The 19,821-nt window shown below is 68.2% G+C and carries 15 protein-coding genes, 2 rRNA genes and 1 riboswitch (1 of these 18 running past the window's edge); of the genes, 3 read left to right on the forward strand and 14 right to left on the reverse strand.

Translation table 11 applies throughout. The features are described 5' to 3' along the window. Positions 1-231: 231 nt before the first annotated feature. Positions 232-1,782: a glutamate-cysteine ligase family protein gene (locus tag RZ84_RS05415; protein ID WP_043263305.1), complete on the reverse strand. Its 1,551-nt coding sequence runs from the start codon at positions 1,780-1,782 to the stop codon at positions 232-234. A gap of 564 nt (positions 1,783-2,346) precedes the next feature. Between RZ84_RS05415 and RZ84_RS05420 the strand changes: the two genes are divergently transcribed. Beyond that, positions 2,347-2,931: a hypothetical protein gene (locus RZ84_RS05420; protein ID WP_043263306.1), complete on the forward strand. Its 585-nt coding sequence runs from the start codon at positions 2,347-2,349 to the stop codon at positions 2,929-2,931. 322 nt (positions 2,932-3,253) lie between these two features. Further along, positions 3,254-3,460, forward strand: a complete 207-nt coding sequence (locus tag RZ84_RS05425) for a DUF5999 family protein (RefSeq protein WP_043263307.1) — start codon at positions 3,254-3,256, stop codon at positions 3,458-3,460. 68 nt (positions 3,461-3,528) lie between these two features. Here RZ84_RS05425 and gcvP read toward each other — a convergent pair whose 3' ends face one another. Next, complete coding sequence (gene gcvP, locus RZ84_RS05430) at positions 3,529-6,414, reverse strand: aminomethyl-transferring glycine dehydrogenase (protein ID WP_043263308.1); 2,886 nt, start codon at positions 6,412-6,414, stop codon at positions 3,529-3,531. A 189-nt stretch (positions 6,415-6,603) separates the two neighbouring features. Beyond that, positions 6,604-6,701, reverse strand: a riboswitch (glycine riboswitch). 63 nt (positions 6,702-6,764) lie between these two features. Between gcvP and RZ84_RS05435 the strand changes: the two genes are divergently transcribed. Further along, complete coding sequence (locus RZ84_RS05435) at positions 6,765-7,199, forward strand: PRC-barrel domain-containing protein (RefSeq protein WP_078893602.1); 435 nt, start codon at positions 6,765-6,767, stop codon at positions 7,197-7,199. On the opposite strand, the gene RZ84_RS05440 is transcribed toward RZ84_RS05435, so the two are convergent. From RZ84_RS05440 to RZ84_RS05500, 12 genes are all read right to left on the reverse strand, one after another. Beyond that, positions 7,109-8,548 (reverse strand): DNA polymerase IV, encoded by a 1,440-nt coding sequence (locus RZ84_RS05440; protein WP_078894565.1) that lies wholly within the window; start codon positions 8,546-8,548, stop codon positions 7,109-7,111. The genes RZ84_RS05435 and RZ84_RS05440 overlap by 91 nt on opposite strands. A gap of 66 nt (positions 8,549-8,614) precedes the next feature. Further along, positions 8,615-9,220: a MerR family transcriptional regulator gene (locus tag RZ84_RS05445; RefSeq protein ID WP_043263311.1), complete on the reverse strand. Its 606-nt coding sequence runs from the start codon at positions 9,218-9,220 to the stop codon at positions 8,615-8,617. Between the two features lie 185 nt (positions 9,221-9,405). Next, entirely contained in the window at positions 9,406-9,879 is a 474-nt protein-coding gene (locus tag RZ84_RS05450) for a bifunctional nuclease family protein (RefSeq protein ID WP_043263312.1), read from the reverse strand. Between the two features lie 53 nt (positions 9,880-9,932). Next, the gene (locus RZ84_RS05455) at positions 9,933-10,679 is read right to left on the reverse strand and encodes a transcriptional regulator FtsR (protein WP_043263313.1); all 747 of its coding nucleotides are present in this window, start codon (positions 10,677-10,679) and stop codon (positions 9,933-9,935) included. Positions 10,680-10,695: 16 nt separating this feature from the next. Next, positions 10,696-11,544 (reverse strand): FHA domain-containing protein, encoded by an 849-nt coding sequence (locus RZ84_RS36210; RefSeq protein ID WP_241778017.1) that lies wholly within the window; start codon positions 11,542-11,544, stop codon positions 10,696-10,698. 118 nt (positions 11,545-11,662) lie between these two features. Continuing rightward, positions 11,663-12,640: a DUF881 domain-containing protein gene (locus RZ84_RS05470; protein ID WP_078893604.1), complete on the reverse strand. Its 978-nt coding sequence runs from the start codon at positions 12,638-12,640 to the stop codon at positions 11,663-11,665. A 5-nt stretch (positions 12,641-12,645) separates the two neighbouring features. Then, the gene (locus tag RZ84_RS05475; protein WP_003984969.1) at positions 12,646-12,978 is read right to left on the reverse strand and encodes a small basic family protein; all 333 of its coding nucleotides are present in this window, start codon (positions 12,976-12,978) and stop codon (positions 12,646-12,648) included. Beyond that, positions 12,975-13,898 carry a DUF881 domain-containing protein gene (locus RZ84_RS05480; protein WP_043263316.1) on the reverse strand — a complete coding sequence of 308 codons (924 nt, stop codon included), beginning with the start codon at positions 13,896-13,898 and terminating at the stop codon, positions 12,975-12,977. Before RZ84_RS05480 ends, RZ84_RS05475 begins: the two co-directional genes overlap by 4 nt. An 84-nt stretch (positions 13,899-13,982) precedes the next feature. Further along, positions 13,983-16,478, reverse strand: coding sequence for a mannose-1-phosphate guanyltransferase (locus RZ84_RS05485; protein ID WP_043263317.1), 2,496 nt, complete (start codon positions 16,476-16,478; stop codon positions 13,983-13,985). A gap of 115 nt (positions 16,479-16,593) precedes the next feature. Next, positions 16,594-17,202, reverse strand: coding sequence for a CDP-alcohol phosphatidyltransferase family protein (locus RZ84_RS05490; protein WP_043263318.1), 609 nt, complete (start codon positions 17,200-17,202; stop codon positions 16,594-16,596). A gap of 145 nt (positions 17,203-17,347) precedes the next feature. Continuing rightward, positions 17,348-17,464, reverse strand: a 5S ribosomal RNA gene (gene rrf / locus RZ84_RS05495). Between the two features lie 74 nt (positions 17,465-17,538). Next, a 23S ribosomal RNA gene (locus RZ84_RS05500) occupies positions 17,539-19,821 on the reverse strand (it continues 839 nt past the right edge of the window).

Genomic DNA, 19,821 nt, shown 5'->3' on the forward strand with positions numbered 1-19,821 from the left:
AACCGGGCCGCCGCGGCCGGCCGCACCGCACACGGCGGGATCACCGCGCAGAGCCGGTCCGGCGGGGCGTTCGCCACGCCGTGTCCCCGCGTACGGGTCGGCACCTACGACTACCGCCTGGACGTCACCGTCGACGTCGAGGGCATCAGCGCCGACGGCACCCCGGCGGCCGGCCCGGAAGTCCGCACCGACTGCGGCACCGGCGTGAGCCGAGGCCCGCGCACGGCCCGGTTACGCCCCCTCCGGCGCGGCGCGCCGCTGCGCCGGGACGGTGGGCTCGCCGACCGGCCAGGCCACCGGCCAGGTGTGCACCGGCTCCCCGGTGTGCATCAACTCGCCGTAGCGCCGGGTCATCGCGGCCAGTGCGGCCTCCCGCGCCAGGCCCTGCCGCCGCGCGTGGTGGAAGGCCGCGGCCTGCCAGGACGCGCCGTTCACCCGGCGGACGCAGCGGGCCTCGATGATGCCCAAGTAGTGGTCGCGGTCGGCCGGTTCAACGCCCCAGGCGTCCAGCCCGGCCGCCGCCAGGGGCAGCAGTTCCTGCCGTACCAGCCGTACGGCCGGTGTCTGGGCGATGCCGCCGGCCCGCCCGGACCGCGGCCAGCGCAGCACGGCGTCGATGCCGTGGCGGCAGGCGGCATCGAAGTTGCCGGCCGCGGCGGCGAACGGCAGCCGGGTCCACACCGGGCGGGGCTGGTCGGCCAGTGCGCGCACCAGGCCGTAGTAGAAGGCGGTGTTGGCGACGACGTCGGCGACGGTGGGGCCGGCCGGCAGGACCCGGTTCTCGACGCGGAGGTGCGCCACGCCGCCGGCGACGGCGTAGACCGGGCGGTTCCATCGATAAATCGTTCCGTTGTGCAACACCAGTTCGGCAAGATCGGGCACGCCGCCCTCATCGAGGACGCGCAGCGGCTCCTGCGGCCCGCACAGCGGCAGCAGCGGCGGGAAGAACCGGAGATTCTCCTCGAACAGTTCGTCGACGGACTCGACCCAGCACTCGCCGAACCAGGTCCGGGGCCGCACACCCTGCGCCTGGAGTTCGGGCACCCGGGTGTCGGTGGCCTGCTGGAAAACCGGCGGCCTCGACTCGCGCCACAGTTCCCGCCCGAAGAGGAACGGCGAGTTGGCGCCGACCGCGATCTGGACGGCGGCGATCGCCTGGGCCGCGTTCCAGACCGCGGCGAACCGGCCGGGCGTCACCTGGAGGTGCAGCTGGACGGAGGTGCACGCCGCCTCCGGCGCGATCGACGGCGAGCGGGACACCAGCCGCTCGACGCCCTCGATGTCGATGGCGAAGTCCTCCCCGCGGGCCGCCCGCATCTGCTCGTTGAGCAGCACATAGCGGTCGTTCGCGGAGAGGCTGGAGGCGGTGAGGTCACTGGCGTGCAGGGTCGGCAGGATGCCGATCATCACGATGCGGGCGGCCAGCTCGCGGGCCTTTCTTTCCGCATAGCCGAGGCCCGTGCGGAGTTCCTCGGCGAGCTGGTCCAGCACACGTCCGGACAATCGGTGCGGGGTGATGTTGACCTCGAGATTGCACTGGGCGAGTTCGGTCTGGAAATCACCGCTGGCGATGCGTTCCAGAACCTGTGAGTTCAGCATGCGCGGCAGCCCGTCGGCACCCGCGAGATTCAGCTCGATCTCCAGCCCCATGAGATTCCTGGGGCGATCGAACCGCTTCTCCGCCAGCATCCTGCGCAATCCCACAAGACAGTCGTGCAGCTTTCTTCGATAACGCTCCCGGTCCGCCAGGTCGATCCGGTCCGCAGCGACCTTCTCCCCCATCGAAGGGTCCCTCCTGCAGTGAACAGCCCGCGGCCACCGGCTGCTTGGGGCCGCCCCCGGCACCCCGGGGCACGCGCTACGGTCGATGATGCCCCGGCAATCTGATCGATAACGCCTCGCGGCCAGGACGGTACCGTTACTCTGACGAGGACCGGGCGCCGGGCATTTTCCGCGGGCATACCTCCATGGCCAGCGCCCTCCGCAATTCGCTGGTAACAAACACCGACGTGATTCGGCCTACCGCATCACCCAGGAATTACGAGGTGGCATCTTCCGACCTCGGCACAAAGCGGCGGAAACCACCCGGAGCAAGGGACCGGATTCTACCTTGCCGGAAATCCGCAAGACGAGTAGCCGAAACACTTCCAGAACATATGTCGTATAAACTTCGCTGACGAGGCAGAGATTTGGCGCCGGCGTGGCGGTGTTCCGACCGGTACTCCGGCACCGCTGCCGGCCGTGCCGGTCCGCAACCGCGGTCAGCCCTGCTCTGACCCCGCCCGCAGACAGCGACGTCCGCACTTCCCGGCTCCACCGTGTCTCCGAAGCGAGAGGCGACCCGCCATGCCGCTGCACATCCCGCCTGCCCCTGCGCCCGCCCTGCGCAGCATCCTCACCGCCCTCAGCTCCGCCACCGCCGTCCGCGACGCCCCCACCGCCTCGCTGCGCGCCCATCAGGGACCACTGAGCCCCGACCACCCGCTGCCGGTGCACGTCTGGGACGACATCAGCCAGGCCGGCCCGCCGCGCACCCGCCTCGCCGGCTGGCGCTTCCTGGTCCGCGGCGGGGAACGCGCCCTGGCGACCGCCGAGGCCCGGCTCACCGCGGACGGCTGGACGTTCTCGCGCTTCTGCGACGGCCCCTATGTCGTCGCGACCGAACGGGCCCTTCAGCAGGCGGAGTCGCTCGCCGCGCCGTACCAGCCGCGGCTGCTGTCCGTCCCGGAGCTGTACATGCTCACCCTGTGGCTGCACCACGACATCACCGCGGACGGCGCCGACGGCATGCCCGCCCCCGGTGACCTCCTGGTGCCGCTGGCACCCGCACCGCCGGGGATCGCCCCGCACCTCCCGCAGCGCCTCGCCGACCTGCTCCCCCGCCTGGCCCGCCGCCTCGCCCCCACCCCGCTGCTCCGCGAACCGGCCTGACCGCCGCACCCCCTCGCACGCCCGCGCACCCCGCACCGCCGCCCTGCGCCCCGTGGCCCTTCCCGGCCGCGGGGCGCACCGCGCTGCCCACCCGCGCGGACCCGCCGCCGATACCACTCCCAACCCCCCGGGAGTCGTGCTCAATTGGGAGCAACCGCCCGCACGGGTGATGCGTCAGTATCGAGTGTGTACCGCTGCTGCGAAATCCCTGCGGAAACACCTCCGTGGGGCAAGACTGGGACCGACATGAAACGGGGGAGCGGCCATGACCACCTCATCGAGCCGCACGACGTTCACCACACCGCAGCGAAAGACAATTCCCATGTGCCAGCATCAACCGCCATGCCCGTCAGCGGAATCCACCGACCGGGAGGCCGCCCAACTGGTGGCGCACCACCCGGAGCAGGGCTGGAGCCTGCTCTGCAACGGCGTCCTGCTCTTCGAGGACACCGGTGAGCTGCTGCCGGACGGCCAGGTCATCGCCCCGCACCGGCCGCTCGGCTCCGCCCGGGTCACCGCCGCCGCTTGATCCCGCCACCCGGCACGAACCACAGGGCCCCCGGCATCCCTGCCGAGGGCCCTTGATGTTGCCGTGGATCAGCTGTCGTACTCGTCCAGCGGCGGGCAGGAGCACACCAGGTTGCGGTCCCCGAAGGCACCGTCGATCCGGCGCACCGGCGGCCAGTACTTGTCCGCGGCGTTCACCCCGGCCGGGAAGACGGCCTCCTCGCGGCGGTAGGCGTGGTGCCACTCGCCGGCCAGCGCGCCCGCGGTGTGCGGGGCGTTGCGGAGCGGGTTGTCGTCCCTGTCCCACTCCCCCGAGCCGACCTTGTCGATCTCCGCGCGGATGGCGATCATCGCGTCGCAGAAGCGGTCCAGCTCGCCCAGGTCCTCGCTCTCGGTCGGCTCGATCATCAGCGTGCCGGCCACCGGGAAGGACATCGTCGGCGCGTGGAAGCCGTAGTCGATGAGCCGCTTGGCGACGTCGTCGATGCTCACACCGGTCGCCTTGGTCAGCGGCCGGACGTCGATGATGCACTCGTGGGCGACCAGCCCGCCGGGCCCGGTGTAGAGCACGGGGTAGTGCGGCTCCAGGCGCTTGGCGATGTAGTTGGCGCTGAGGACCGCGACCTGGGTGGCGCGCTGGAGGCCCTCGCCGCCCATCAGCCGGACGTACGCCCAGGAGATCGGCAGGATGCCGGCCGAACCCCAGGGGGCGGCGGAGATCGGCCCGACACCGGTCTCCGGGCCCGCGGTGGGCTGCAGCGGGTGGTTGGGCAGGTACGGCGCCAGGTGGGCACGGACGCCGACCGGGCCGACGCCGGGACCGCCGCCGCCGTGCGGGATGCAGAACGTCTTGTGCAGGTTGAGGTGCGAGACGTCGCCGCCGAACTTCCCCGGTTCGGCGAGGCCGACCAGCGCGTTGAGGTTGGCGCCGTCCACGTAGACCTGGCCGCCGGCCTCGTGCACCGCCGCGCAGATCTGGGTGATGTGCTCCTCGAACACGCCGTGGGTGGACGGGTAGGTGACCATCAGGACGGCCAGCTCGTCGCGGTGCTTCTCGATCTTGGCGTGCAGGTCGTCGGCGTCGACCTCGCCGTCCTCACCGGTCTTGACGACGACGACCTTCATGCCGGCCATCACGGCGCTGGCGGCGTTGGTACCGTGCGCCGAGGACGGGATCAGGCAGACGGTGCGCTGCTCGTCGCCGTTGGCGCGGTGGTAGGCGCGGACGGCCAGCAGCCCGGCGAGTTCGCCCTGCGAACCGGCGTTGGGCTGGATGGACACCTTGTCGTAGCCGGTGACCGTGGCCAGCCGCTCCTCCAGCTCCTGGATGAGCGTGAGGTAGCCCTGCGCCTGGTCGGCCGGCGCGAAGGGGTGCAGCTGACCGAACTCCGGCCAGGTGACCGGCTCCATCTCGGTCGTGGCGTTCAGCTTCATCGTGCAGGACCCGAGCGGGATCATGCCGCGGTCCAGCGCGTAGTCCTTGCCGGCCAGCGTCCGCAGGTAGCGCAGCATGGCGGTCTCGGAGCGGTGCTGGTGGAAGACCGGGTGGCCGAGGTAGTCGTCGGTGCGCAGCAGCGACTGCGGCAGCGCCTCGGCGACGGCCGCGTCCAGCCGCTCGATGTCGCCCCGCACCCCGAAGGCGCCCCAGACCCCGGTCAGCTGGGCACGCCCGGTGGTCTCGTCGCAGGCGATACCTACCAGGTCCGCGTCGACCTGGCGGAGGTTGATCCCCGCCTGGCGGGCGGCGGCGACGACCTCGGCGGCCCGGCCGGGCACCCGCGCGGTCAGCGTGTCGAAGTACGCCTCGTGGACCAGTTCCACCCCGCCGGCCCGCAGGCCCTCGGCCAGGACGGCCGCGTAGCGGTGGGTGCGCCGGGCGATCGTCCGCAGCCCGTCGGGCCCGTGGTAGACCGCGTACATCCCGGCCATGACGGCGAGCAGCACCTGCGCGGTGCAGATGTTGCTGGTGGCCTTCTCCCGGCGGATGTGCTGCTCACGGGTCTGCAGCGCCAGCCGGTACGCCTTGTTGCCGTCCGCGTCGACGGAGACCCCGACCAGCCGGCCGGGCAGGCTGCGGGCGAACTGCTCGCGTACGGCCATGAAGCCGGCGTGCGGGCCGCCGAAGCCCATCGGGACGCCGAACCGCTGGCTGGTACCGACCGCGATGTCCGCGCCCAGCTCACCCGGCGAGGTCAGCAGGGTCAGGGCCAGCAGATCGGCGGCGACGGTGACGACCGCGCCCAGCTCGTGGGCCTGCGCGATCACCCCCCGCGGGTCGCGCACCGCACCGGACGCGCCCGGGTACTGCAGCAGCATGCCGAAGACCCCGCGCTCGGCGATCTCCGCCGGAATGCCGCCGGACAGGTCCGCCACGACGACCTCGACGCCGGTCGGCTCGGCGCGGGTCCGGATCACGGCGACGGTCTGCGGCAGACAGTCCGCGTCGACCAGGTAGACGCCCTGCTTGACCTTGCCGACCCGGCGGGAGAGGGCCATCGCCTCGGCGGCGGCGGTGCCCTCGTCCAGGAGGGAGGCACCGGAGGTGGGCAGTCCGGTCAGCTCGGCGACCATCGTCTGGAAGTTCAGCAGCGCCTCCAGCCGGCCCTGCGAGATCTCCGGCTGGTAGGGCGTGTACGCCGTGTACCAGGAGGGGTTCTCCATGACGTTGCGCAGGATCACCGGTGGCGTGAACGTGCCGTAGTAGCCGAGTCCGATCATGGACGACAGGACCTGGTTGCGGTCGGCCAGACCACGCAGCTCCGCCAGGACCTCGGCCTCGGTACGGCCCTGCGGCAGCCCCAGCGCCTCGGCGCTCTTGATCACGTCCGGGACGGCGGCGGCGGTGAGCTCGTCCAGCGAACCGAAGCCGACCTGCGCGAGCATCTTGGCCTGCGCCGCGTCATCGGGGCCGATGTGCCGGCGCTCGAAGGGGGTGCCGCGCTCCAGCTCGGTCAAGGAGATGCGATTGGTGGTCATCTGCGGGGGCCTCCTGGTCGGTACGACCTGCGAGGGGCACCAGGGCGCTGGTGCCCGGACGGCCTCCCCCTCTGTCATCTCAACCTGAGAGCTTCACCGGCCCGTGGGGTGCGGCCCGGTTTTCACCGTCGGTGAGGAGGGGTTCCGGCTCGGTGACCGACCGTGCCCCGTCCTGCTTTCCAGAGTGACCTCACCCACGCGGTACGTGTGCCTGAGAGATTCCGGGGAGGATTTGCTCCTTCGGCGCCCCTGCCGCGAACGACAAAGGACTCTCCCGCCTGGGTTCTGCGGCCAATCGTCAGCCTACCAGCGCACTGCCGGAACGATCCTTCGAGTGGCCGAGGCATGAAATGTGCCGTTTCGTAGTTGTCACAAGGCAGTTGCGACCAACTGGAGGGACCGTGCAAACCGATATCGATCCCCGGAGCCTCATCGGCCGCAAAGCGTTCGACCGGAACGGCGCGAAAATCGGCACCATCGACGAGGTTTACCTCGACGATGCGACGGGCGAGCCGGAGTGGGCGGCGGTGCGCACCGGCCTCTTCAGCCGTGATGCGTTCGTCCCCCTGGAACCCAGCGAAATGGTCGGCGACAGCCTGCGCATTCCCTATGACCGCAAGCTCATCAAGGATGCCCCGGACTTCGGCGTCGGCCGGCATCTCTCCCCCGAGCAGGAACTCCAGCTCTACCACCACTACCGGCTCGATATCTCCTCCCCGGTCTCGGACTCACCGTCCGCCGCCGGTGAGTCGGACTTCGGGCGAATCGCCGGCGCGGACGACTGATCCGGGCCGCCCAGCAGCGGCAGCGGCTCCCCCGGCCGCAGCGCCGGATCCCCGACGGCAAAGGTCCGCACCCTCCCGGGTGCGGACCACGGCGTCTCGAACCGGACGGTCACCCGCCCCACCCCGCTGCCCTGCACCCACCCGGCGCCGAACTCCTCGTGCACCACGTCCAGCCCCGGGTGCCACCGCCGCGGCAGCTCCTCCTCCAGCACCGGCTCCCGCTCCTCCTGCGCTTCCGGCTCGGCGGTCACGGCATGCTGCGCCGCCTCCCGCTCCGTCGCGATCTGGGCGAAGAGGTCCTCCTGTGTGAAGTCCGCCAGCCCGCTCACCCCCACGCCCAGCAGCCGCACCCCGCCGGTGGTGTCCACCGTCTCCAGCAGCCGTACGGCCGCCTCCCGCACGACCGCGGGGTCGTCGGTGGGACCGCGCAGCGTCTCGGACCGGGTGAGCGTCGAGAAGTCGTAGTTCCGCACCTTGATCACCACCGTGCGCCCGGACCGCCCGGCGGCCCGCAGCCGCTCCACACACCGGTCGGCCAGCCGCAGCACCTCGTTCCGCACCCGCGTCCGGTCCGTCAGATCGACCTCGAAGGTGTCCTCGACCGACACCGACTTCGCGTCCCGCTCGGCCACCACCGGCCGGTCGTCCTGCCCCAGTGCCATCGCGTAGAGCCCCGTGCCGTGGGCCCGGCCCAGCAGTCGCACCAGCTCCGCCTCACCGGCCTCCGCGGTCTCCGCGACGGTATGGATCCCGCCCCGGCGCAGCGCCTCGGCCGTGGCCGGCCCGACCCCCGGCAGCGTCCGCACCGGCAGCGGCCCCAGCAGCTCCCGCTCCGTACCGGGCTCGATCACCACCAGGCCGTCCGGCTTCGCCTGCTCGGACGCGATCTTGGCGAGCATCTTGGCGCCCGCCAGCCCCACCGACCCCGTCAGCCCCGTGGCCGCCCGGATATCCCGCCGCAGCCGCGCCCCCACCGCCCGTACCGCGGCCGTCTCCGGCGCGACCCCGCCCGCCTCCAGATCCACGAAAGCCTCGTCCAGGCTCAGCGGCTCCACCAACGGCGACAGCGCCCGCAGCAGCTCCATGACCGTTTCACTCACCTGGCGGTACAGGGTGAACCGCGGGCTGAGATAGGCGGCGTTGGGGCACAGCCGGCGCGCCTGCGCCGTCGGCATGGCCGAGCGCACCCCGTGGACCCGGGCCTCGTACGACGCCGTCGCCACCACCCCGCGCGGCCCGATCCCTCCGACGACCACGGGCTTCCCCCGCAGGCTCGGCTTGGCCGCCTGCTCGACGGAGGCATAGAACGCATCCATGTCCAGATGCAGGATCGTCGGCGCACGTCTCACACCACTGATGCTGCCGCACACCACTGACAATCGGCCCGACCCGGGCCCGGGACCCCGTACGCGCCGTCAGCCGGCCCGGTTGCGCCGCCGCGCCAGCTCGTCCTGCGGGTTCTTCCCGATCAGCGTCTCGCCGGTGTCCACGCGCTCTCCGTGGAGCTGCGACAGCGCGCCCTCCACGTCCCGCCACACCACGCCGACCGCGATGCCGAAGACCCCCTGGCCCCCCTGGAGCAGGTCGACGACCTGGTCGGGCGAGGTGCACTCGTAGACCGTCGCGCCATCGCTCATCAGCGTCATCCGCGTCAGATCCGCCAGCCCGCGCGAGCGCAGGTGCTGCACGGCGGTGCGGATGTTCTGGAGCGAGACCCCGGTGTCCAGCAGCCGCTTGACGATCTTCAGGACGACGACGTCCCGGAAGCTGTAGAGCCGCTGTGTGCCGGAGCCGTACGCCGGCCGGATGCTGGGCTCCACCAGACCGGTCCGCGCCCAGTAGTCGAGCTGTCGATACGTGATGCCCGCCGCCGCGCATGCGGTCGGTCCGCGGTAGCCGATGTTCTCCGCCTCGCGGTCCCCCGACATCGCGGCGGCCTGTACAGGACCGCGGTTCGCTGCCGCGCCCGAGTGGAGCGGCAATGCCCCTTCCGCCGCCGTACCGTCGCCGGTGATTGCCACGCCGCCCTCCGTCCTCCACGTCCCGGACGGGACCTGCCATATCGACGGTATGCAGTCACCCGGGGTGCGTCAACGATCGCCGCGCTCGCCACGCCGAGTGATAATCACCCTACGAGTGGTTTCTCGTGACTTGCCGCGGGGAATGGATTGCAGGTTGGCCGGAAACAGGCGTTCGACTGGCCGAGTCACTGGTTGCTGGTGCCGAAGTCCTCGGGCGAGATCTGGTCGAGGAACTCGCGGAACTTCTCCACCTCGTCCTCCTGCTCGTCCGGAATCGCGATCCCCGCGTCGTCCAGCACACCGTCGGTACCGAAGATCGGCGTTCCGGTGCGCAGCGCCAGCGCTATGGCGTCGGACGGCCGGGCGCTGACCTCGACGCCGCTGGCGAAGACCAGCTCGGCGTAGAAGACCCCTTCGCGCAGATCCGTGATGCGGACCTGCGTCAGCTCCTGGCCCACCGCTTCGAGCACGTCCTTGAAAAGGTCGTGCGTCAGCGGCCGGGCGGGGACCATGCCCTGCTGGGCGAAGGCGATGGCGGTGGCTTCCCCCGGCCCGATCCAAATGGGCAAGTAACGGTCGCCTCCCACCTCCCGCAGGAGCACGATCGGTTGGCTGGAAGGCATTTCCACCCGGACACCCACGACGTCGAGCTCGTTCACACAGCAACCCTAGGACGTGCCCGGCAGGTTTGGGTAGTCGGGCAGTCGTTTGCTCACGGCAGACGGACCCGCAGAGCGCTCTGTACCAGCGCCGCGTGGAGCCGTACGGACAGCGTGGCCAGCTCTCTGGCGGTGGCCTCGGCATGCGCCCGGGTCTGAGGGTTGCGGTGCCGCCGAAGGGGTGCAACGACCTGCTCGACCAGACCGGCCTCGCGCTCGGCCGCCGCCTTCACGGCACGCAGATGCCGCGGCTCCAGACCGAAGCGGCCCAGCTCCGCGACAAGTTTGGCGACGGACACGGTCTCGATGTCGTATCCACCGTCCTCATGGGCGACGATGAGTCCGTAGGACTCCCAGTCGGCGAGGGCCGCCTCGTCCACGTCGGCGGCGGTCAGCAGCTCCGCCCGGCCGATCCGGGCCGCCGTCGGGCCCTCGTCGTCCGGGTCGGACACGCCCTCGACCAGGTCACGGGACGGCGCCGGGGCCGGGAGCGACACCTGCTCGCCCCGCTCCAGGGCGTCCAGATGCTCCCGGATGACCTTGAGCGGCAGATAGTGGTCCCGCTGCATGCGCAGCACGCTCGCCAGGCGCTCGACGTCGGCAGCGGTGAATTTGCGATACCCGGAAGGCGTGCGCTTCGGCTCGACGAGCCCCTCGGCTTCCAAGAAGCGGATCTTGGAGATGGTGACCTCGGGGAACTCCTCGCGCAGCGCGTTGAGCACCCTGCCGATGCTCATCGGCTTGCGGTCCGAGGAAGCGGTGCCGGTAGAACCGGCACCGCCTGCCGGTGTATGGCGCATATGCCTTCCCTGGCGGTCAGATGCCGACGCCCCGCTGGCTCGCGTAGAAGACCAGGCGGTACTTGCCGATCTGCACCTCATCGCCGTTGGCGAGGACGGCCGAGTCGATCCGCTCGCGGTTGACGTAGGTGCCGTTCAGGCTGCCGACGTCGGTGACCGTGAAGCGACCGTCCGGGCCGCGGCGGAACTCCACGTGGCTGCGGGAGACCGTGACGTCGTCGAGGAAGATGTCGCCCTGCGGATGCCGGCCCGCCGTCGTCAGCTCGCCGTCCAGGAGGAACCGGCTGCCGGAATTCGGGCCCCGGCGGACGACCAGCAGCGCCGACCCCAGCGGGAGGGCATCGACGGCCGCCTGCGCCTCAGGGGACAGCGACGGCGACAGGTTCTGCCCCGTCGCCTCCGCGTCGTACGCCTCGATCCCCGAGATGGAGATCGTCGAGGTCGTCTCGGACGCGCGCTCGGGCTGTGCGCCCGGACGCAGCGGCGCACCGCAGTTGGAGCAGAACCGGCTCGCCTCGGCGTTCCGGTGCCCACACCTCGTACAAACCGGCAAGGCCAACCCTCCACCCGTGCGTGAGGTTGATGGTTCCTGGGAACCTATGCGGCCGGACCCGGAGGGGTCAACAGAACCCGCGCCGTGCCCCCCGGACGGACCGCTGACCTCGTCACGGAAGAGCGGACGGTCCTCGGCCGCGCCGCTCTCCTCGGGCTGGCGCGTCGCGCGATGCCGCGCGGAGCCGCTGCCGCCCTCCTGGCGAGCGCTCTTGCCGAACAGCTTTCCAAACAACTTCACGGGCGATTCCCCTTGTACGAAACAGACCCGCCCGTGGGGCAGGACGAACCCTCGATGCACACACCGGCCGATCCGGACATCCTGTGAACGTCCGTGGCCATCAGACAGTTTCCACCACACACCACACGCACGGTGCGTCGACCCCCCGCTACGTCATGCCCTCCCCGGGCCATCACCATCCGTAGACGCCTCACTGCGATGACGACCGAGCGTAGTCAGGCCGCTTCGCCTCCCGCAAGGCGTCCACAACGATCTTCTCCTCACGGGTCACAGACACCTTGGCCTGCTCCTTTTCCAGTGTCTGGACCACTCCGCCAGGGATGTTCAGCGCCGGTTCCAGGTCCTCCGGCTTGCCGATGACCCTGAATCGGTACGGCTGCGTGACGCGCTTGCCGTCGACCTGCACCCCGCCCCGGAGGTCGGAGAAGTAGGTGTTCGCGACGACCCGTACGCCATTGACCTGGATGGCCTCGGCTCCGGCCGCCCGCAGTTCCTGGATCGTGTCGAGCAGCTTGTCCGCCTCCACGGAGTGGTGCGGGTCGTCGATGGTCAGGTTGATGCCGGGGCCCTGCGCCCCGACGGTCCCGGCCAGCACGCCCAGCTGCGCTTCCTTCTCCACGGTCTGCTTACGGGCCTCCTTGGCCTGGTCCGAACTGTTCTCCAGTTCGGTCTTCTGCCCTTCCAGGCGCCGCTGTTCATCCGTCAACCGCTGGGAACGGTTGTCCAGTTCATCCAGGATTCGCACCAAATCCTCTTGGCGCGCGCCCCGCAGCGCACTGCTGTCACTCGTGGAACGTACCTGAATCGCGAGGCCGAGACCGAGAATGAACAGGAGCAAGGCAACGATCAGTTGAGCCCGCGTCAGCCGCGGCGGCCACAGGCCGGCGACAAGGCGCTGCCGGCCGGTCCGCGGCTCCAACGGTGTCCCGTCGTCCGCCGCGGCGCCAGAGGTGCCCTCGTCCGCCGGTTTGGCACCACTCTGCCCCGCCTCGCCCGATTCCTTGTCGGAGCCCCGGTGTTCGGCTTCCTCACCCGTATCCCCTGCGGGCGTACGGGGACTCTCCGGCGGCATCGGGCGCCGGTCGGCGGGACTGCGCTCCGGACCGGGCCTGCGCTCGGGCTGCGACTCGGACTTCTTCTCCGGCTCCGGCGTCTCCTCCGTACCCATCCGCCTCACGCCCTGAAGACGTGCCGGCGGATGGCGGCGGCATTGGAGAAGATCCGGATACCCAGCACCACCACGACACCGGTGGAGAGTTGGGCACCGACGCCCAACTTGTCGCCGAGGAAGACGATCAGCGCCGCGACCACCACATTGGACAGGAAGGAGACGACGAAGACCTTGTCGTCGAAGATGCCGTCCAGCATCGCGCGCAGACCGCCGAACACGGCATCCAGCGCCGCCACGACAGCGATCGGCAGGTACGGCTCGACCACCGTCGGCACCACAGGTCGAACCACGAGTCCGACCACGACTCCCACGATGAGGCCCAGTACGGCGATCACGATGTGCCCTTCCCTGTGTCGGCGCCGTCCGTCTTCGCGGCACCGGCCTGCGGCTTTGCTGTACGTACGGTCAAACTGGGCGCGGGCGGCAGCGTGACCTGGCTCTCGGCGGAAATCTTCGCGCGTACGCCGTAGTTCTCCTGCAGCACATGCAGATACTGGCCGTCGGCACTGTCCTGGAACGCGGTGCTGAGCCGCTGCCCGTCCCCCACCGCCAGCACCGTGTACGGCGGCACCAGCGGCTTGTTGTCGACCAGTATGGCGTCTCCCGCGGCCCTGATCGCCGAGAGTGACGTGAGCCGCTGCCCATTGACAGCCATCGCCTCCGCACCCGACTGCCAGAGCCCGTTGACGACCCGCTGCAGATCCCGGTCCCGCACCCGCCCGGTGTCCGAGAAGTCGCTGCTCTCGCGCGGCCCGCCGGCGCCGCTCTCCGCACCCTTGGCATCGTCCACGACGAGCTTCACCCCCGGCCCGGTGACCTGCGTCGAACCCGCCAACAGCGCCAGCAGTTCGGCCTTGTCACCACCGTGCTTCTGCAACGCCTCCCGCTGCATCCGGTCCACGGCGTCCCGCGTCGTATCGACCCGCTGCTGCTGCGTGTCGGCCTCGGCGGTGCCCTTCTGGATACGGTGGATCAGCTGCTCGCGCTCCTTGGCGAGCGTCGGTGCCGACACCCGCGCCTGCGCCGCCCCCACGGTCACCACCAGCGCCGCCAGCACCAGTCCGGCGGCCAGGCCCAACTTCGCCCGCAGCGTGCGCGGCAGACCGCGTTCACCGGTTTCGGACCTGCGCGCGGCGGCCTCCGCGTATCCGTCGTCGAGGCTGTGATCCATCACGTTGGTCAGCAGCGACATGGACGCATCGGGACGCGCGGCCGGCTTCCGGGTGTTGGTCCGATCGGGGCGCTGCTGCGACATGCCGCACATCGTCGCATGTCGGCGGCGCGGTCTCCCAATGGCCCCACCGACGTGCCGGAGCGGCGGCACGCCGGTGGGATCGGGTCAGCGTCCCGCGCTGTCCACCACGGCCGACCACTCGTCCAGCAGCTGCTGCGCGGAGGCGTCGTCCGGCCCCTCCGCCCACAGATGCGTGACCGCCTCGGCCGGATCGGGCAGCACCAGCACCCACCGCCCGTCGGCCTCCACGACCCGCACACCGTCGGTGGTGTCCACGTCCCGGTCGCCGGCCGCCTCCACGACATGCCGCATGACCAGCCCCTTGACCGCCCACGGCGTCGCCAGGTCGCGGCGCTGGACGTGCGCCCGCGGGATCCGCGCGTCGATCTGGCTGAGCGTGAGCTGCGTACGGGCCACCAGGCCGATCAGCCGGACGAACGCCGCCGCACCGTCGAAGACGCTGCTGAACTCCGGGATGAGGAAGCCGCCGAGACCGTCCCCGCCGAAGATCGTGCCGTCCATCCGCCCGACCCGCGTCAGGTCGTCCGGCGACGTCGTCGTCCACTCCACCTGGGTCCCGTGGTACGCCGCCACCTGCTCGGCGATCCGAGTCGTGGTCACCGGCAGCGCCACCCGCCCACTCCGCCGCTCCGCGGCAACCAGATCCAGCATCACCAGCAGCGCACGGTCGTCCTCGATGATCCGCCCGCGCTCGTCCACCAGGGACAGCCGCTCGCCCACCGGGTCGAACCGCACCCCGAACGCGGCCCGCGCCGAGGCCACGATCTCGCCGAGCCGTACGAGCCCGGAGCGCCGGGCGTCCGCGGTCTCCGTCGGCCGGGACTCGTCGAGACCGGGATTGATGGTCAGCGAGTCGACGCCGAGGCGGCCGAGGAGGCTCGGCAGCACCAGACCGGCGCTGCCGTTCGAGGCATCGACGACGACCTTCAGCCCGGAGTCGCTGATGCCCGTGGTGTCCACGGCCCGCAGGATGGCTCCCGTATAGGTGTCGAAGACGCTGGCCGGGAAGTGCAGATCACCGATCTCACCGGGGAACGCCCGCCGGTACTCCTGGCGCGCATAGACCCGGTCCAGCTTGCGCTGCCCGGCCTGCGAGAGATCCGCGCCCCGCTCGTCGAAGAACATGATGTCGACGGAGTCCGGCACACCGGGCGTGGTGCGGACCATGATGCCGCCGGCGCTGCCCCGCGCGGTCTGCTGCCGCGCGACGGGCAGCGGAACGTTCTCCAGGTCGCGTACGTCGATGGCGCTCGCCTGCAGAGCGGAGATCACCGCGCGTTTCAGTGCCCGGGCACCACGCGAGTGGTCCCGGGCGGTGGTGACCGTGGAGCCCTTCTTGAGCGTGGTGGCATACGCACCCGCGAGCCGCACGGCGAGTTCCGGGGTGATCTCGACGTTGAGAATGCCGGACACCCCGCGCGCCCCGAACAGATGCGCCTGGCCCCGGGATTCCCAGATCACCGAGGTGTTGACGAACGCACCGGCCTCGATGGTCTTGAACGGATAGACCCGCACATTGCCCTGGACGATGGACTCTTCACCGATCAGGCATTCATCGCCGATGACCGCGCCGTCCTCGATCCGCGCGGCCCGCATGATGTCGGTGTTCTTCCCGATCACACAACCGCGCAGATTGCTCTGCTGACCGATGTAGACGTTGTCGTGCACCACCGCCCGGTGGAGGAACGCCCCGCTCTTGACGACGACGTTGGAACCGACGACGGTGTGCTCACGGATCTCCACATCCGCTTCGACCTTGGCGTAGTCACCGATGTACAACGGGCCGCGCAGTACCGCGTCCGGATGAACCTCGGCGCCCTCCGCCACCCACACACCCGGCGAGATCTCGAAGCCGTCGATCTCCACATCGACCTTGCCCTCAAGGACGTCGGCCTGCGCCTTCACATAGCTCTCATGCGTGCCGACGTCCTCCCAGTAGCCCTCGGCGACATAGCCGTAGATCGGCTTGCCTTCCTTCATGAGCTGCGGAAAGACATCCCCGGACCAGTCCACCGGAACATCGGGCTCAAAATAGTCGAAGACCTCCGGCTCCATGACGTAGATGCCGGTGTTGACGGTGTCCGAGAAGACCTGGCCCCAGGTCGGCTTTTCCAGAAATCGCTCGACCCGGCCGGCCTCGTCCACAATGGTGATGCCGAATTCCAGCGGGTTGGGGACCCTCGTGAGGCAAACAGTGACGAGGGCGCCCTTTTCCTTGTGGAACCGAATGAGGTCGGTCAGATCGAAGTCGGTGAGCGCATCACCGGAGATGACGAGGAAGGCGTCGTCCTTGAGGGCTTCCTCTGCGTTCTTCACACTGCCGGCAGTGCCGAGTGGCTTTTCCTCATTGGCATAGGTGAGCTCCATACCGAGCTCTTCCCCGTCCCCGAAATAGTTGCGAACGAGCGAAGCTAGGAATTGCACGGTCACAACGGTCTCACTGAGACCATGCCTTTTCAGCAACCGCAGTACGTGTTCCATGATCGGCCTGTTGACCACGGGAAGCAGCGGCTTGGGCATGCTGGACGTCATGGGGCGAAGGCGTGTGCCTTCGCCGCCGGCCATCACAACGGCCTTCATGTCGGAAGCGTCCTCCTCTAAGAGACGACGGTTCTTGCCGACTTCACTTGTCCGGTTCGCCCACTGTTTTCCGCACGGGCCCTGGACCTCGGCACGTTCTGCCGGTTGGGCGAGCTCAGTCGGCCGTGGCGTCCGCCCTGATGATCCGGCGGACCTGGACCACGTAGAGGATCCCTGCCCACCAGTACAGCGCCGTACCCCACCCCGCGAACGCCCATCCGAAAATAGCAGCGAGTGTGTGAAGCCAGCCACTTCCATCGCTCAGTAGCAGCAACGGGAAGGCGTACATCAAGTTGAACGTAGCCGCTTTGCCCAGGAAGTTCACCTGGGGAGGCCCATAGCCGTGGCGACCGAGGAATCCGACCGCGATCAGCAGCATCAGTTCCCGGGCCAGCAGCGCCGCGGTGAGCCAGAGCGGCAGGATCTCACGCCACGTCAGGCCGACGAGGGTGGAGAGGATGTAGAGACGGTCGGCGGCCGGATCGAGGATCCGCCCCAGGCTGCTGATCTGGTTCCAGCGCCGGGCGAGCTTGCCGTCCAGGTAATCACTGACACCGCTCAGCGCGAGGACCAGCAGCGCCCAGCCGTCAGCCTTCGGACCACCGAATTCCGGCCAGAGGATCAACCACAGGAACACGGGCACGCCGACCAGGCGCGCCATGCTCAGAATATTCGGGATGGTGAGGACACGATCTGTCTGGACCCGCGTCTCCTGGACCTCCACGCGGAAGCCTCCTGTGGGAAATGTGCCAATGATGCCCCTGACTTTACCTGCCCCGCCGGCCCCGCCGCGCCCCGGGGCCCGCACCCTGGAACGCAAAAAAGCCCCGCCGGGAACCGAAGTTCCCGACGAGGCTTTTTCAAAAATTGTTCGGCGGCGTCCTACTCTCCCACAGGGTCCCCCCTGCAGTACCATCGGCGCTGAAAGGCTTAGCTTCCGGGTTCGGAATGTAACCGGGCGTTTCCCTAACGCAATAACCACCGAAACACTATGAAGACAAACTCCAACCAGCATGGCGAGTTCGTTACTTCAGAACCTACACAGTGGACGCGAGCAACTGAGGACAAGCCCTCGGCCTATTAGTACCAGTCAACTCCAACCGTTACCGGTCTTCCATATCTGGCCTATCAACCCAGTCGTCTACTGGGAGCCTTACCCCATCAAGTGGGAGGGAGCCCTCATCTCGAAGCAGGCTTCCCGCTTAGATGCTTTCAGCGGTTATCCTTTCCGAACGTAGCCAACCAGCCATGCCCTTGGCAGAACAACTGGCACACCAGAGGTTCGTCCGTCCCGGTCCTCTCGTACTAGGGACAGCCCTTCTCAAGACTCCTACGCGCACAGCGGATAGGGACCGAACTGTCTCACGACGTTCTAAACCCAGCTCGCGTACCGCTTTAATGGGCGAACAGCCCAACCCTTGGGACCGACTCCAGCCCCAGGATGCGACGAGCCGACATCGAGGTGCCAAACCATCCCGTCGATATGGACTCTTGGGGAAGATCAGCCTGTTATCCCCGGGGTACCTTTTATCCGTTGAGCGACGGCGCTTCCACAAGCCACCGCCGGATCACTAGTCCCTACTTTCGTACCTGCTCGACCCGTCAGTCTCACAGTCAAGCTCCCTTGTGCACTTACACTCAACACCTGATTGCCAACCAGGCTGAGGGAACCTTTGGGCGCCTCCGTTACCCTTTAGGAGGCAACCGCCCCAGTTAAACTACCCACCAGACACTGTCCCTGATCCGGATCACGGACCCAGGTTAGACATCCAGCACGACCAGAGTGGTATTTCAACAACGACTCCACACCAACTGGCGTTGGCGCTTCACAGTCTCCCACCTATCCTACACAAGCCGAACCGAACACCAATATCAAGCTATAGTAAAGGTCCCGGGGTCTTTCCGTCCTGCTGCGCGAAACGAGCATCTTTACTCGTAATGCAATTTCACCGGGCCTATGGTTGAGACAGTCGAGAAGTCGTTACGCCATTCGTGCAGGTCGGAACTTACCCGACAAGGAATTTCGCTACCTTAGGATGGTTATAGTTACCACCGCCGTTTACTGGCGCTTAAGTTCTCAGCTTCGCCAACCCGAAGGTCGACTAACCGGTCCCCTTAACGTTCCAGCACCGGGCAGGCGTCAGTCCGTATACATCGCCTTACGGCTTCGCACGGACCTGTGTTTTTAGTAAACAGTCGCTTCTCGCTGGTCTCTGCGGCCACCCCCAGCTCAGACAGTAAATGTCATCACCAGAAATGGCCCCCCTTCTCCCGAAGTTACGGGGGCATTTTGCCGAGTTCCTTAACCATAGTTCACCCGAACGCCTCGGTATTCTCTACCTGACCACCTGAGTCGGTTTAGGGTACGGGCCGCCATGAAACTCACTAGAGGCTTTTCTCGACAGCATAGGATCATCCACTTCACCACAATCGGCTCGGCATCAGGTCTCAGCCTCAACGTGTGACGGATTTACCTACCACACGGCCTACACCCTTACCCCGGGACAACCACCGCCCGGGCTGGACTACCTTCCTGCGTCACCCCATCGCTTACCTACTACAAGTCTGGTCCGTCGGCTCCACCACTCCCCTCAACTCCGAAGAGATCAGGGCGGCTTCACGGACTTAGCATCGCCTGATTCAGTACTGGGCGCTTCAAAGCGGGTACCGGAATATCAACCGGTTGTCCATCGACTACGCCTGTCGGCCTCGCCTTAGGTCCCGACTTACCCTGGGCAGATCAGCTTGACCCAGGAACCCTTAGTCAATCGGCGCAAGAGTTTCCCACTCTTGTATCGCTACTCATGCCTGCATTCTCACTCGTGAACCGTCCACAACTCGCTTCCACGGCTGCTTCACCCGGCACACGACGCTCCCCTACCCATCACAACAGGCGTTAGCCCTCATGCTGCAATGACACGACTTCGGCGGTGTGCTTGAGCCCCGCTACATTGTCGGCGCGGAATCACTTGACCAGTGAGCTATTACGCACTCTTTCAAGGATGGCTGCTTCTAAGCCAACCTCCTGGTTGTCTCTGCGACTCCACATCCTTTCCCACTTAGCACACGCTTAGGGGCCTTAGTCGATGCTCTGGGCTGTTTCCCTCTCGACCATGGAGCTTATCCCCCACAGTCTCACTGCCGCGCTCTCACTTACCGGCATTCGGAGTTTGGCTAAGGTCAGTAACCCGGTAGGGCCCATCGCCTATCCAGTGCTCTACCTCCGGCAAGAAACACACGACGCTGCACCTAAATGCATTTCGGGGAGAACCAGCTATCACGGAGTTTGATTGGCCTTTCACCCCTAACCACAGGTCATCCCCCAGGTTTTCAACCCTGGTGG

Source organism: Streptomyces sp. CT34 (assembly GCF_000805335.1).
Lineage (GTDB): Bacteria > Actinomycetota > Actinomycetes > Streptomycetales > Streptomycetaceae > Streptomyces.